Source organism: Streptomyces viridosporus T7A (assembly GCF_008704515.1).
GTDB lineage: Bacteria > Actinomycetota > Actinomycetes > Streptomycetales > Streptomycetaceae > Streptomyces > Streptomyces viridosporus.
In genome coordinates, this window is record NZ_CP023700.1 from 24,757 (window position 1) to 38,607 (window position 13,851).

Consider the following 13,851-nt stretch of genomic DNA (forward strand, 5'->3'; position numbering starts at 1 on the left):
CCGGCGGCCCTGCCGCTTCGAGGCGGTCACGTCGCGGCCTGTCGTCCGCCGTACGAACCTGTGTCCGCGCGGCGACTGCGCGCCGCGCCGTCCGTCAGGGCCGGGAGTAGCCTGGCACGTACCGGGAGCATTTCGGGCCCCCGTCCCCCGGCGGTACCGCCCCGGCGAGTGACAGACGCGGACAGCCGCAGGCCGTCCGGGAGGGGATCGCATGACGGATGCCATCACAAGGCCCGACGAAGCCGCGTCATCCGGTGACGCCGGCACCTATCGGATGCCCCTGCCCCGGTTGCGCCTCACGCCGGGCGTCAGCCACGGCCCGTTGGACGGAGCCTGGTGGCCTCGCTGCAACGCGCTGGAACTGGAGTTGCCCGCACTGATCGGCTCATTGGATCCGGCCGTCGGCACGGTCACCCGGGTCACCGTGGACACCGCGTCCTGGCCCGATGTCCCGCGGACGGTGATGGCGCCCGACCACGTGATCGAGGTGGTCCGGACCGACCTCGCCGCCGAGGCGCACGCCATCACCGTGGACTGCGGCACGGTGGGTCGCTGGGAGCTGCTGGTGATCCCACCAGACGAGCCGGCCGGAGCGGCCGCCCGGCTGCTGACCGCCGCCGCCGACCCCGAGAACCCGTTGTCGGCTCCACGCATCCTGGCACTCGCCGAGAACGAGCTCGGCGCAGAGGCCGCAGGGGAGTCGGAGGGAGGTCCCGGACCCAGGTGAGGGCCCGACGTCCGTCGGGCCCAGGTGACCGGCCGGCCGCTCCGGTCGTCGACGTTCCCGGTGGAGCCCATGGCACGAGCTGTCTCTTCGTCGTCCCCTCCCACCGCAACCGCTCCGTGCGGAGTACGGCGGGTGAGGCGGTGACGCACGGACGGCGCGCGGACCGTTCCGAAAGCCTCGGGGAGGCGCTGCTGGGCGCGGTTCTCGATCGCGCGCATGAGCTGCCGCCCCATTTGATCGGGCCGTTGGTCGCCGATGTGGTGGAGCGGTTGGGGGGCCGCCGGCCGCAGGTGCTGCTGCAGGACTACGGGCAGCTGCTGCTCGTGCCCCTGCCCGGTGAGGGCCTCACGGGCGGGGAACCACAGGTGATCGACGATTCCGAGGCGGGCCGCTGCTTTCTCGACGCCGTCCCCGTCGAGCTGCCCCAGGAGAACGGCGTCCGGGTCCATCTGCCCCTGCTGGACGGCGGTGACCAGGTGGGGGTCATGGCGGTGACACTGGACAGCGTCGACGACGACGACCGTCGCCTGCTGCACAGGATCTCCGGCCTGGTGGCCGACCTGCTGGTGACCAAGCACGGCTACTCCGACCTGTTCTTCGGCGTCCGACGTGGTGAGTCGATGAGCGTCGCCGCGGAGATCCAGTGGTCCCTGCTGCCGCCCTTGGCGATGATCATGCCGCGGGTGGCCGTGGCCGGGGTCCTGGAACCCGCCTACGACGTGGCCGGCGACAGCTTCGACTACGCGCTCAACGGCGACGTCCTCCATGTGGTCATGATCGACGCGATGGGCCACGGACTGGACGCGGCCACGATGGCCACCGTGGCCATCGGCGCCTACCGTCACGCCCGCCGCCTCGGCATCGGGCTGTCGGAGATCTACGACTTCATGGATCGCGCCGTGGCCGAGCAGTTCGGTCCCGAGCACTTCGTCACCGCGCAGATGATGCAGCTGGACACGACGACGGGGCGGTTGCAGTGGGTCAACGCCGGGCACCCGTCACCGATCCTCGTCCGCGACCACCGCGTCGCGCAGCGCCTGGTCGCCCCGACGACCCTCCCCGTCGGCCTGGGGGGTTCGGTGCCTCGGATCAGCGAGCTGGGGCTGGTGCGCGGGGACCGCGTCCTCTGCTTCACCGACGGACTGGTCGAGGAGCACAAGAGCGGTGGGGAGGAGTTCGGGGAGGACCAGCTGATCGACTGTGTGAACCATCTGGAGAGGACCGGCCGCGGCATCCGGGCGGTGACGCGTTCCCTGTCCCACACGCTCAAGCGGGCGCGGGGCGGACAGACCAGCGATGACGCGACGCTGCTCATGGTGGAGTGGCGCGGCTGACCTCCCCCCTGCCGTCCGGCACCGTTGCACGACGGCCGGTACCGAACATTCGTGCGGCCACTGCCCCCGCCGCCGGTGAACGCGGAGTAGTGTGGACAGTACCGAGGGCATCTCGCACACCGGCTTCCACGCCGGGTCGTCCCCGGCGAAGGATGACACCCAGGCCGCCGCACAGGTGGCCCGGAGACGGGTCCACACCATGTCGGCGACCTTGTACCCCACCCTGCCGCACCGCGAGCCCGTCGCAGCCCCGGCCGCGCGCCTCGCGCTGAAGACCGACGGCGCCTCCCGCGGGCTGTTGGACGGAGCCTGGTGGCCCCGGTCCCGGGACCTGCTCAGTGAACTGCCGGCGCTCACGGACGTGTTGGACCCCCTGTGGGGCCGCATCACCCGTATCGCCGTCAACCCCGAACACTGGCCGGTCATCCCCCGCGAGATCCCCGTGAGCGGGCACATCGTCAAGGTCGGCTGGTTCACATCAGAGATCGACCCGCACAAGCTGCTGCTGCTCTCCTACGGCACCGGGCGCTTCGATCTCCTCGTCATCCCGCCCGGGACCGGGGCGGAGTCGGCGGCCCGGCTGCTGGAAGCCGCGTCCGACCACGACGGCCCGTCCCTGACCGCCGGCGCGCTGATCGCCGCGGAAGCGGCCCGGCACGCCGTCGCCGACCAGGCACTGGGCCCGTACGAGGCATGGGAGTACGAGGGCGGCGCCTCGGCGGTGTCCGCGGCCGTCACCGGACAGACCGGTCCGCCAGGGCCGGCCAGTCGGCTGATCATCGGTATGTGAGGTGGCCGCCATGAACGTCTTCCTGACGGCCATCGCTTTCCTGATCCTCGTCGCAGTGGCGGCGTACGTGATCCACCGGCTCGGGCTCCAGCACGCCGACAGGATCGCGGCGTACCGGTACAGCACCCCCCGGCCCGGTCGCCGTGGCCGCCGCGCGCCACAGCCATACCACCCGCCACAGGTGATCACCCGGGCGTCCCACCGGCCGCCCAGCCACGCCTCTTCACCGTCGGCTCGGTCCGCGGCGGCCCGTGCCCCGGATGTGCACCCGGGCCCTGGACCGGACGAGGAGCGGCCGGGGCCCGTGGACCGACCCATCTGAGGACCTGAGAGCACCAGAGAACCCGAGCACCCCAGCACCCGAGCGTCTGGACCGAGGCATCATGACTCTTCCGCGGCTGAACATCTACCGGCACGACCGGGGAGGGCGGGCCCTGGTCACCCTGGCCGGTGTGATCGACCCCGCCACCGCGCCCCAGGTGCGCGCGGCTCTGGAGCAGTGTCTGCGGGACGGCATCAGCCTCATCGACGTCGATCTGACCACCGTCGACCGCTGTGACGACAGCAGCCTGAGCGTCTTCCTCGACGCATCGCGGCACGCCGCCGAGCACCACGCGTTCCTGGTGCTGCATCACCCCTCCCCGCAGACCGAACGACTGCTCATGGACACGGGCTTCGATCGTCTGCTCCATGCGATGAGACCGGGAGGGGCGCGGCCTCGGCGGGCCTGACGTCGACAGAAGCGCCCCAGGGAACGGGCCGCCGGGCGTAGACAGGCGGGCACTGCATCGTGTTACGACCTTGCGTGCGTTCCCCGTCCCAGCGGCTCCTAGGACGGCGCCGAGCCCCGTCGGCCCTCTCCGGAGGGAGTTCACCGTCCTGCTGGGGCGCCGACCCGGCTACTACGCGCTGCGGACCACGGTGGTGGCCGGGCTCTATGGGTGGGTGGGCGGCCGTCGTGCTCATCGGAACACCTCGCTGGCCCGGCGCCGACGAAACACCTGGCGGTGCGCCGCGTCATGGGAGAGCAGCGCGACCTGGTCGAAGACGACGGCGAGGAAGGCCGCGACCGCCAGAGTCCACAAACTGTCGACGAGGAACTCGACCCCGACCTGCTGGTCCGGTCCCAGGACCAGGCGCGGGCCGCCACAGGGCTCGCCCGCCTGATCGGCCGCTGGCAGGCATTTTGGTTCTTCCCGCTGCTCACCCGGGCCTGGACCACGTCGAGACCCGGCTGATCGCCTCCTACCGGCAGGCCCGCGTGCTCTACTGCACCATCTGCCGGAGCCGCCCTCGCCCCCACCGTCCGAAACCGTCGAGCCGTAGCGCTGGTGCGACGGTCAAGCCGTAGCCGGTCGCGCCCGCGCCGCCTCGTCAGCCCAAAGTTCCGCGCCCGCTCCCGGTGTCGATGAGGATCTGTTCCGCCTGACTGACGTTGTCCGCCCGGACCGCCTGGGCCATCGCGGCGCGGGCGGCGTCCGGTGCCGCGTCCGGCGGGACCACCAACAGCGAGAAGATGTCCCGGTCGCCCCGGGTGATCAGGACCGTGTCGTCACCGACCGGGAAGGAATCGACATGCACCACCCGGTCGTCCACGACGATACGCGTCGGAAGACCCTCCCAGGCCTCGGTGTCCAGCCCCACGCGGGTCACGGGCCCAAGGTGTCCGACAAGGGTGCTCAGCAGCGCGGGCAGCTCAGCCCCGATATCGCGCGAGCGCGGCCACCACGCGCCGTCGAGGACACCTTCGCGTGATGCGGTCGTCTCCAGCCGGAGAAGCGCACATCCCGGCCGCACGGCCTCGTGGACGCCGCTGGGCAGACCTCGGGGAACAGGTGGTGTATCCGAGCCGGTCATAAGGGACCACCCCTCTTCGGGAACTGATGCAACACGGGGATTCGCCTCGCCCCTCCCACGCCACTCCGTGTGCCCCCCTCGGGGGGCGGAACCTCTGGGATCGGCCCGACCCCGCCCCGGTGCCTGCTTCGCCGGTAGGAACCACAGTCGCGGCATACGCTTCAGGAAAGGGGGCGTATGCGGAAGCACGGCGGGCACCCGGACGCCGGACGTTCCGAGCAGGTGGCCGCATATATCCTCAGCGCCACCGTCCGCAGGAGGTACGCATGGATGATGAACCACTGCCCTCCGCGGGCAACGCCTAGGTCCGCCTTGTCGCGGCGACTCCGGAGGCCGTTCGTGGCGTCGCCGAGGTGACGGGGCGCTGCTCACCTCGACCGAGCAGCGCAGTTACCCCGCTGGCCGTGAAGGGGCGACCCGTATCCGTCTCACCATCGACCGGCAGGCACGCCTCACAGCCCGCACAGTCCTGGCCGGCACCCAGCGGATCAGCCAGGCAACGCGGACGAGGTGTGACAAGACTTCAAGGGCTGCAAAGCCTGCCGCCCCCGTCAGCGCCCGCACCGTCGGCCACGAGCCCGAGAGCGACAGCCATGACGACACTCCGTGAACGCAAGACCTACCGCAAGGCGATTCTCCGAGCCCTGTACGGGGCAGTCGAACGCAATCGCCCCGAGGTCAGCGGAGCGACACTCCGTGACGAGGTCCGTCTTCCCGACGCGGACCTCTCCGCAGCCTGCGCCTACCTGGCCGATGCGGGCCTGATCACCGTCGACTGGACATCGCACAGGACTCCCGCCACCGCCTCGCTGACCCATGAGGGCATCCGCTTCATGGAGGAGGAAGAAGAGTCGGCTGCACCCATTCAGGGTGACTGACGCGACGCCCGGTCGCTCCCCACCGAAGCCTCCTGGGAGTCACTTGGGAGTCATGGGCTCTCGATACCCCGCACGGATCGTCTCCGACGCCCTGGACGCCCACGTCGGGAGCGGGACGCTGTTGCTGGCCGACCGCGGGCTGTGGGGCCTGGCCCGCTGGCACCGGCTGCGCGACCAGGGCACTCACTAAGTCCATGGTCGGGGGGGCACGGGCGCCGACCACTACGCCGACCACCGGGATGTTTCCCCTTTCGTGACCACGGTCGGGCCTTCGTGGTCAGTGGTCTGGTCGGGGCTCTCGGGTTTCCTCACCGGCAACTGATGCCGTCGGTCGAACGGCCCGCGCTCGGCTCAGGCCGCACGCGCGCCGAAAGGAAGTTTCCATGCCCCGCTCCGCTTCGCTGGCTCTGTCCGCGAGAACGGGCAACGGATGTACACCGGTTTGGGAGGCAGCCACCGCCCAAGAAGGAATCGAACTGTTCACGGGTTCCGACAACAGCACGGGCACGGAGAGGTTGCTGCTGCATCGGTGCGCCGGCTACAGGCCGGGGGAAGTGGCCCTGCGACGGTGACCGTGCCGGTCCACCAGTCAGATTGATCGGGCGCGTGCCAGAGGACGCCGAGCCGGCGGTGGGTGAGTTCCTCCGCCTTCTGAACCGGGACCACCTGCGCGATGTCCGGCTCGGACGAGGGCGGAGGACCGGCCAGCGCGCCGCCGGCGATGCCGGTCGGCCCGGTGAAGTGGACGGCTACCTCCATCCGTCCGGGTTCCGGTACAGGACGAGGCTGGTCGGCGTCCCGAGGGTGCGCCAGTACGGCCGCCGTTTGCTCGCCATGCCGGCAAGGTACTGCGGACCCACCGCCCATGCGGCGCGTCCGGCGTCACCGGGAACGTACGCGCCCCCGACTGTCCGGATAAACGCATGGTCGGGGTCGAGCGTGACGCGGCAGGATGCTCCGCATGACATTGCCCACTCCCGAGCTGCACACCGCCCGCCTGCGACTGCGGCCGTTCACCGACGCCGACGCGGCGCCGCTCTACGCGCTGCACAGCAGCGCTCACGTGCTGCGTTACTGGGACTCCCCGCCGTGGACCGAACCGGCCCGCGCCCAGCGCTTCCTCGCGACCTGCCGGACGATCGAGGAGGAAGGCACGGGAGCGCGGGTGGCCGTCGACCGCGTCTCCGACGGCGCGTTCATCGGCTGGTGCGGCCTGACCGGCTGGAACCCGGACTTCCGCAGCGCGTCCCTGGGCTACGTCTTCGACGCCGCCGCGTGGGGCCACGGCTATGCCACGGAGACCGCGCACGCCGTCCTGCGGTGGGCGTTCGACACCCTGGACCTGAACCGCGTCCAGGCCGAGACCGACACCCGCAACGTCGCGTCCGCCCGGGTCCTGGAGAAGCTCGGCTTCGTCCGCGAAGGCACCCTCCGCGAGGACTGCGTCGTCAACGGCGATGTCTCCGACTCCTGGGTCTTCGGCCTCCTCCGCCGCGAGTGGCACCCGACGGCCAGCCGCTAGGACCGGGACCTGCCCGCCTTTCGGTCCGCACCCCACCGAGGTCACCGTGGGCCGCTCCTGCAAGCTCAACGTCTTCGCTTGCTCCACCGGTCCCGACCATCCGAACCGCTGGAGCATCCAGTAGCTCGTAGGGCCCGCCTGGAGCGGCAACATTCTCATCGGCGCGCGGGTGCTGTCGCTTCTCGTGAACATCGAACACGCCGCGGCCTGGGTGCCTCCCGAAGCACTGAACAACTGCTGTCGAAACCGGTGAACAAAGCCAGCTTCGCAGACACGCGTTTCCCCTCTGCCGCCCAGCCCGGTCGAGGCATTGAGTGATCAGATCATGACCGCGCTCGCCCAGCACCGCATCGCCACCACCGGCCAGCTGCGCCGGATGCTGCGCCCGGACGGCACACGGCAGCTGATCTCCCGCGCCCTGAACAAGCTGCGCTGCGACGGCTTCGTCGACTACACGGTGCTGCCCGGCCCGGACCGCTCCCCCACCCACGCCTGGTACCTCACCCCCGACGGCGCACGCCTGACAAGGGACCTACCGGTCCTGCGGGGGCGGCCGCCCTACCCGATCACCTCCACGACGGCGGCGTCGCTGAAGACAGCGCACACCCTGACCGTGGTGCGCGCCCATCTGGCCTTCGCCGCCGATGCCCGCCGGCTCGGGCACGAGCACGGCCCCTGGGACTGGACGCCCGAGGTGTCGCACTCCATCGGCGAAGGGGAACGGGTGGTGGCCGACGCCGTCATGTACTACACCGTCGTCAGGGGCGAGCAGCGGCGCAAGCTGCGCGCGTTCGTGGAGGTGGACCGGGCCACCATGAGCGGTGAGCGCCTGGCGGTGAAGCTGATCGAGTACGCGCGGCTGCATCAGTACGAGGCCCAGCCGGTCGGCCGGCGCCGCCGCGGCGCCGCGGAGCCCGGCTGGCTGCGCTGGTATCCGGTCTTCCCCCGTCTGCTGTTCGTCCTCACCGGCGCCTCCCGCCCCCGGCTGGAGGGCCGGATCGGCGACCTGCAGGCGCTGGCCGCCCAGCACCCCCTCGTCGCCGCGCTCGCCCGCGAGGTGCCGCTGGGCGCCGCCGTCCTCGAGGACCTCGAACAGCACGGCCCCGCCCAAAACGTGTGGACGCCCCTGCCCGGCGGCACGCCCCGCCCCTGGAGCGACCTGTGACGCTGTCGGCCGCCCCTGCCGGCGGATGCGCGAGCGGACCCCGGACCGTTGAGCCGAAGCACGATAGGTGGCACCGGGCTTGGTACCCACCTGCGGTCTCGCGTCCGTGAGGCAGGCTTCTTGTCGCCGGACTAGCACTCTGTCTGTCACCAGTCATAGGTCAGCACGGTTGTTGTCACCCTGCCGTACCCAAGGGACTTGCTGAGTCGCGGAGAGGATCGACCGCCAGTTGTGCCGTCAGCTGGATGCGTGTCGCGTGGGGGAGATCGCTTCTTGGGTGGCGACCCAGGAGGCGAGCAGGCGCAGGCCTTCTTCGGAGGGCGAGCCGGGTTCCGCCGCATAGATGGTGAGGGTGAGGCCGGGTGCGGCGGCCATTTCGAGACCTTCGTAGGCGAGGGTCAGTTCCCCGACAGCCTGGTGGCGGTAGCGCTTGGTGCCGGTGCCGTGGTGGCGCACGTTGTGGGCGCCCCAGCGGGTGCGGAACTCGTCGCTGCGGGTGGAGAGTTCGCCGACGAGGTCGTGGAGGTCCTTGTCGTGCGGGTTGCGACCGGCTTCGGTGCGCAGGATGGCGACGGCGATGTCGGCGGCCTGGTCCCAGTCGGGGTAGAAGCGGCGCGAGGCGGGGTCAAGGAACTGGAAGCGGGCCAGGTTGGCCTGGTTGCCGACCGTGGCGTAGACGTCGTCGTAGAAGGCGCGAGCGAGCTGGTTGGTGGCGAGGAGGTCCATGCGGCCGTTGCGAACGAAGGCCGGGCCGGCGGTGACGGCGTCCAGCACCCATTGCAGGCTCCGGTGTGCGCTCCAGGCCCGGGTGGTGCGGCGACGAGGCCGGGTGAGCGCGTCGGAGCCGTCCGCGGCCTGCGCCAGGTTCAGCAGGTGGGCGCGTTCGGCGTCGTCGAGCTGGAGGGCGCGGGCGACGGCTTCGAGCACGGCAGGGGAGACGCCGGCGAGGTTTCCGCGCTCGAGCTTGGCGTAGTACTCCACGCTCACATCGGCCAGGGCGGCGACCTCGCTGCGGCGCAGGCCCGGCACGCGCCGGCGGTTCCCGGAGGGCAGGCCGGCCTGCTCGGGGGTGATCTTCGCTCGCCGCGAGGTGAGGAACTCGCGGACCTCTGCTTGGTTGTCCACGCTTTCGACGGTACGTCCCGCCCGTGTCCACAGGGATGTACTGGCAGTACACCCCTTGATGGTGTCTCGCTACGGGTGTGAAGAGCGGGTTACCTGGATGACGTGGTGCTTTCCGCCCGGTCATCACGACGGGATCTTGCACCTGGCCCTGCACTCGGCGACAGCCCCGGCGTCCGGGATCGCACGCCTCGGCAAGCAAAGGAACCTCTCTCATGCGCGGAGCAATGATCTACGCCCCCGGCGACGTCCGCTTCGAGACCGTGGAGGACGCAAAGATCCTCAAGCCGACCGACGCCGTCATCCGTACGGCCGTGACCTGCGTGTGCGGCTCGGACCTGTGGCCCTACCGCGGTGCCGAGCCGATCGGTGACCCGCACCCGATGGGTCACGAGTACGTCGGCTTCGTGGAGGAGGTCGGCTCCGCAGTCACCTCGGTGAAGCCGGGCCAGTTCGTCGTCGGCTCCTTCGCGACCTCGGACAACACCTGCGCGAACTGCAAGAACGGCTTCCAGTCGAGCTGCCTGCACCGCGAGTTCATGTCTACCTGTCAGGCCGAATACGTCCGCATCCCCAACGCCCAGGGCACCCTGGTCGCCACCGATGAGGTGCCGGACGAGAAGTTCTGGCTCGGTCTGCTGGCCGTGTCCGACGTGATGGGCACCGGCTGGTGGGCTGCCGACGCCGCCGAGGTGAAGCCCGGTGCGACCGCTGTGGTCGTCGGCGACGGCGCGGTCGGCCTGTGCGGCGTGATCGCGGCCAAGGAGATGGGCGCGGAGCGGATCATCGCCATGTCGCGGCACGAGACGCGGCAGAAGCTCGCCCGGGAGTTCGGCGCCACCGACATCGTCACCGAGCGCGGTGAGGAGGGTGCCGAGAGGATCAAGGAGATGACAAACGGGATCGGTGCCGACTCTGTCCTGGAGTGCGTCGGCACCGCCGAGGCCATGAGCCAGGCCCTGCACTCGGCCCGGCCCGGTGGCAACGTCGGCTTTGTCGGCGTCCCCCATGAGGTCGCGATCGACGGGCAGGAGCTGTTCTTCTCCCACGTCGGCCTGCGCGGCGGACCCGCCCCCGTACGCCGCTATCTGCCCGACCTGATCCACCGCGTCCTTGAGGGCCGGATCGACCCGGGCATGGTCTTCGACCTCACCCTGCCTTTGGACCAGGTCGCCGAGGGCTACCGGGCCATGGACGAGCGCCGCGCCATCAAGACCCTCCTCAAGCCCTGACCTGCCCCCTTATCCCGCACCTGTACAAGGAGTTTTCGTGCGGATCACCCGCAGCTCGATCGACACCGTCAAGGGCCCGGCCGACTGGTTCACCGGCGACGTCTACATCGACGCCGTCGCCGCCGCGCCCGATCCGTCCCGGGTCACCGCCAACCTGGTGCACTTCATGCCCGGCGCCCGCACCCACTGGCACCGCCACCCGCTGGGCCAGACCGTCTTCGTCACCGAGGGCGTCGGTCTGTGCCAGCGCCGCGGCGGACCGGTGGAGATCATCCGGCCCGGCGACCGCGTCCTGTTCGAGGCCGACGAGGAGCACTGGCACGGCGCCGCCCCGAACCGGCTGATGGTGCACGTGGCCATCAACGAGGGCGACGCCGACCACGCCGTCGTGCACTGGCTGACCCCCGTCACCGACGAGGAGTACGCAGCCGCCCCAGTCACCAGTTGAAACCCGGCGCCGCGCCACCACGCCCTACCGGCGCTCACCCCCGGCACCGCGCGGTGTGGCGGCTCATCCGACCCAGCGGAGTTTGGAGAGACAGGCCCGTGCTTCGCGCCTTCCTTCGCACTGGCCTGCTCGCCGTCCTGGTCTGGCCCATGACGGCCTGCAACGGTCAGCCGCCGTCCGCTGCGCCGTCCCCGCACCCGTCGGCTACGACGCGCAAGACATCCGCACCGTCCGACGGGAGCAACGCCATGCGCATTCGCCTGACGATCGACGGCCAGTCGGCCGACGGCACCCTGAACGACAGCCCCGCCGCCCGCGACCTGGCCGGCCTGCTGCCGCTCGCCCTGAAGCTGGAGGACTTCCACGGCACGGAGCGGATCGGCTATCCACCGCGCAAGCTCACCACCGATGGCGCCCCCCAGCCGTCCGCGGCCAAGGCAGGCGATCTGGCCTACTACGCGCCATGGGGCAACCTGGCCATCTTCTACCAGGACGGCCCTGCCCCCTCGGCCGACCTCCTGATCCTCGGCCACCTCGACGCCCCCGCCGAGCAGCTGGCCAGGACCGAGCGGATCACCATCGAGCCCACCACCTGACCGACCCTTCTCCAAGCATGGAAAGAAGTTCTTCATGCCCCACCCCGCCGCTCTGGCGCCGGGCAAGCTGCCCTTCGTCGTGTGGATGCTCGCGGCCGGCACCTTCCTGATGGGCACCACCGAGTTCGTCATCGCCGGGATCCTCCCGGACATCGCTCCCGACCTCGGCGTCAGCGTCTCCCACGCCAGACTGCTCGTCACGGCCTTCGCCGTCGGCATGATCCTCGGCGGGCCGACCATGGCCCTGGCCACCCTGCGCCTGCCCCAGCGCCTCACCCTCGTCCTCGCCCTGACGGTCTTCGCCGCCGGTCACATCCTCGCGGCCCTCACCAGCTCCTTCACCATCGTCCTGGCCGCCCGGTTCGTCACCGCGCTGGCCACCGGGGCGTTCTGGGCCGTCGGCTTCGTCATCGCCACCGCCGCCGCCGGATCGGCGAACGCCACCCGGGCCTGAGCGTGATGATGGGCGGCCTGCCCCTGGCCAACGTCGTCGGCGTCCCCGCCGGCTCCCTGGCCGGACACGTCACCGGCTGGCGCGGCCTGTTCTGGGCGCTGGCCGCCCTCGCCGCCCTGGCCGCCGCCATCGGCCGCTTCCTGCCCCGCACCCCGCAGCGCGCCCAGGTGTCCGTCCGCGGCGAGATCCGGGCGCTGCGCCAGGGCCGGCTGTGGCTGGCGCTGGCCGCAGCCGGCCTGATCATGGGCGGGGTCCTCGCGACCTACACGTACATCACCCCGCTGCTGACCGACCGGGCCGGCATCCCGGTCGGGGCCGTGCCACTGGTCCTGGTCGCCTTCGGCGCCGGCGTGCTGGGCGGCACCGCGATCGGTGGCCGCTTCGGCGACCGGCGCCCGATGGCCACGACGATCCCGGCCGCCGCGGCGACCGCGCTGGCCCTGCTCGCGCTGATCCCGCTGTCCACTACTCCGGCAGCTGCCGTCACCCTGATCTTCCTGATGGCCCTGACCGGGTTCACGATCAACCCGGTCGTCACCGCCCTCGCGGTCCGCTTCGCCGGTGACGCGCCCACCCTGACCTCGGCGCTGACCACATCCGCCTACAACACCGGCATCGCCGCCGGCTCCGCGCTTGCCAGCCAGGCCCTGGCCTCCTCTCTCGGCGTGACCGGCCCCGCGCTGATCGGCACCCTCTTCACGGGCCTGACCCTGCTGCCGCTGATCGCCCTGGCCACCGCCGCCCAGCGGGGGACGACCCGGATCGTCACCCAGAACACCCCCGACGCTCAGGTCCCAGCACCCCGGCAGACCACCGAAGCGACATCGACGCAGACCTGAATCCGCCCGGCCATCTGGCACCCCATCCACCAGGAGGAAACTCCGTGAACCCCACCTACGACTTCACCGGCCAGGTCGCCTTCATCACCGGCGCCAGCTCCGGCATGGGCCTGGCCGCCGCCCGCGCCTTCGCCACCTCCGGCGCCGCCGTTGCCCTCGCCGACGTCAACGAGGCCGCGGTGCACGAGGCGGCCAAGGACCTCACCGACGCCGGGCACCAGGCCCTCGCCCTGGTCTGCGACGTCACCGACGAGGACCAGGTCGCCGCCGTCGTCGACCGCACGGTGGCCACGTTCGGCCGTCTCGACATGGCCTACAACAACGCCGGCATCCAGATCCCGCCCGCCGACGCCGCCGACGAAGGCTCCGACCAGTTCGACCGCGTCCACGCCATCAACCTGCGCGGCGTCTGGGCGTCCATGAAGCACGAACTGCGGCACATGCGCAACCAGGGCAGCGGCACCATCGTCAACTGCTCCTCCCTCGGCGGTCTCGTCGGCCTCCCCGGCCGCGCCTCCTACCACTCCTCCAAGCACGGCGTGATCGGCCTGACCACCAGCGCCGCCCTCGAATACGCCCCGCGCGGCATCCGCATCAACGCCATCTGCCCCGGCACCATCGACACCCCCATGGTCAGCGACATGATCGCCAAGGGAGAACTCGACCGCACCGAAGCCGAGGCCAACCAGCCCATAGGCCGCCTCGGCACCGCCGACGAGATGGCCCAGGCCGTCTTGTGGCTGTGCAGCCCCGGCGCCAGCTTCGTCATCGGCGTCGCGCTCCCCGTCGACGGCGGCTACACCGCCCAGTAATCACCCGGCGCAGCTCGGCGGTGCGTTCGGGATGAGCTGAACTCCACTACGTCAGTGACAAGAAGCTTGCCTACA

The 13,851-nt window shown here is 70.9% G+C and carries 14 protein-coding genes and 3 pseudogenes; 14 read left to right on the forward strand and 3 right to left on the reverse strand.

Annotation, left to right across the window (positions count from 1 at the left end):
- The first annotated feature begins 211 nt into the window (after nt 1-211).
- From CP969_RS00175 to CP969_RS00195, 4 genes are all read left to right on the forward strand, one after another.
- The gene (locus CP969_RS00175) at nt 212-727 is read left to right on the forward strand and encodes a DUF5994 family protein (RefSeq protein ID WP_223887001.1); all 516 of its coding nucleotides are present in this window, start codon (nt 212-214) and stop codon (nt 725-727) included.
- Between the two features lie 140 nt (nt 728-867).
- Complete coding sequence (locus CP969_RS00180) at nt 868-2,061, forward strand: PP2C family protein-serine/threonine phosphatase (RefSeq protein WP_150474886.1); 1,194 nt, start codon at nt 868-870, stop codon at nt 2,059-2,061.
- 91 nt (nt 2,062-2,152) lie between these two features.
- Entirely contained in the window at nt 2,153-2,851 is a 699-nt protein-coding gene (locus CP969_RS00185) for a DUF5994 family protein (protein WP_016828491.1), read from the forward strand.
- A gap of 383 nt (nt 2,852-3,234) precedes the next feature.
- Nucleotides 3,235-3,582, forward strand: coding sequence for an STAS domain-containing protein (locus tag CP969_RS00195; protein WP_016828489.1), 348 nt, complete (start codon nt 3,235-3,237; stop codon nt 3,580-3,582).
- 240 nt (nt 3,583-3,822) lie between these two features.
- Here CP969_RS00195 and CP969_RS33415 read toward each other — a convergent pair.
- Nucleotides 3,823-3,939: pseudogene (locus tag CP969_RS33415) on the reverse strand (acyl-CoA desaturase); the annotation flags it as partial.
- A 12-nt stretch (nt 3,940-3,951) separates the two neighbouring features.
- On the opposite strand from CP969_RS33415, the pseudogene CP969_RS34490 reads away from it, so the two are divergent.
- Nucleotides 3,952-4,059, forward strand: a pseudogene (locus CP969_RS34490) (acyl-CoA desaturase); the annotation flags it as partial.
- Nucleotides 4,060-4,225: 166 nt separating this feature from the next.
- Here the strand turns inward: CP969_RS34490 and CP969_RS00210 are convergent.
- Nucleotides 4,226-4,708 (reverse strand): DUF5994 family protein, encoded by a 483-nt coding sequence (locus tag CP969_RS00210; protein WP_026085598.1) that lies wholly within the window; start codon nt 4,706-4,708, stop codon nt 4,226-4,228.
- A gap of 593 nt (nt 4,709-5,301) precedes the next feature.
- On the opposite strand from CP969_RS00210, the gene CP969_RS00220 reads away from it, so the two are divergent.
- The 4 genes from CP969_RS00220 (at nt 5,302) to CP969_RS00235 (ending at nt 8,273) form a co-directional block, all read left to right on the forward strand.
- Entirely contained in the window at nt 5,302-5,586 is a 285-nt protein-coding gene (locus tag CP969_RS00220; RefSeq protein WP_016828486.1) for a hypothetical protein, read from the forward strand.
- Between the two features lie 52 nt (nt 5,587-5,638).
- Nucleotides 5,639-5,776 (forward strand): hypothetical protein, encoded by a 138-nt coding sequence (locus CP969_RS33035; RefSeq protein ID WP_016828485.1) that lies wholly within the window; start codon nt 5,639-5,641, stop codon nt 5,774-5,776.
- A gap of 771 nt (nt 5,777-6,547) precedes the next feature.
- On the forward strand, nt 6,548-7,108 hold the full coding sequence (locus CP969_RS00225; RefSeq protein WP_026085597.1) for a GNAT family N-acetyltransferase: 561 nt from the start codon (nt 6,548-6,550) through the stop codon (nt 7,106-7,108).
- A gap of 325 nt (nt 7,109-7,433) precedes the next feature.
- Entirely contained in the window at nt 7,434-8,273 is an 840-nt protein-coding gene (locus CP969_RS00235; protein ID WP_016828483.1) for a replication-relaxation family protein, read from the forward strand.
- Between the two features lie 237 nt (nt 8,274-8,510).
- Here the strand turns inward: CP969_RS00235 and CP969_RS00240 are convergent, their stop codons facing one another.
- Nucleotides 8,511-9,398: a helix-turn-helix transcriptional regulator gene (locus tag CP969_RS00240; protein WP_016828482.1), complete on the reverse strand. Its 888-nt coding sequence runs from the start codon at nt 9,396-9,398 to the stop codon at nt 8,511-8,513.
- A gap of 212 nt (nt 9,399-9,610) precedes the next feature.
- Here CP969_RS00240 and CP969_RS00245 point away from each other — a divergent pair, with 212 nt between their 5' ends.
- The 5 genes and pseudogenes from CP969_RS00245 (at nt 9,611) to CP969_RS00265 (ending at nt 13,776) form a co-directional block, all read left to right on the forward strand.
- On the forward strand, nt 9,611-10,627 hold the full coding sequence (locus tag CP969_RS00245; protein WP_026085596.1) for a zinc-dependent alcohol dehydrogenase family protein: 1,017 nt from the start codon (nt 9,611-9,613) through the stop codon (nt 10,625-10,627).
- 37 nt (nt 10,628-10,664) lie between these two features.
- Nucleotides 10,665-11,075, forward strand: a complete 411-nt coding sequence (locus CP969_RS00250; protein WP_016828480.1) for a (R)-mandelonitrile lyase — start codon at nt 10,665-10,667, stop codon at nt 11,073-11,075.
- Nucleotides 11,076-11,323: 248 nt separating this feature from the next.
- Complete coding sequence (locus CP969_RS00255) at nt 11,324-11,671, forward strand: cyclophilin-like fold protein (protein WP_016828479.1); 348 nt, start codon at nt 11,324-11,326, stop codon at nt 11,669-11,671.
- Nucleotides 11,672-11,780: 109 nt separating this feature from the next.
- Nucleotides 11,781-12,964: pseudogene (locus CP969_RS00260) on the forward strand (MFS transporter).
- A gap of 44 nt (nt 12,965-13,008) precedes the next feature.
- Nucleotides 13,009-13,776: an SDR family NAD(P)-dependent oxidoreductase gene (locus tag CP969_RS00265; protein WP_016828478.1), complete on the forward strand. Its 768-nt coding sequence runs from the start codon at nt 13,009-13,011 to the stop codon at nt 13,774-13,776.
- The last annotated feature ends 75 nt before the right edge of the window (nt 13,777-13,851 follow it).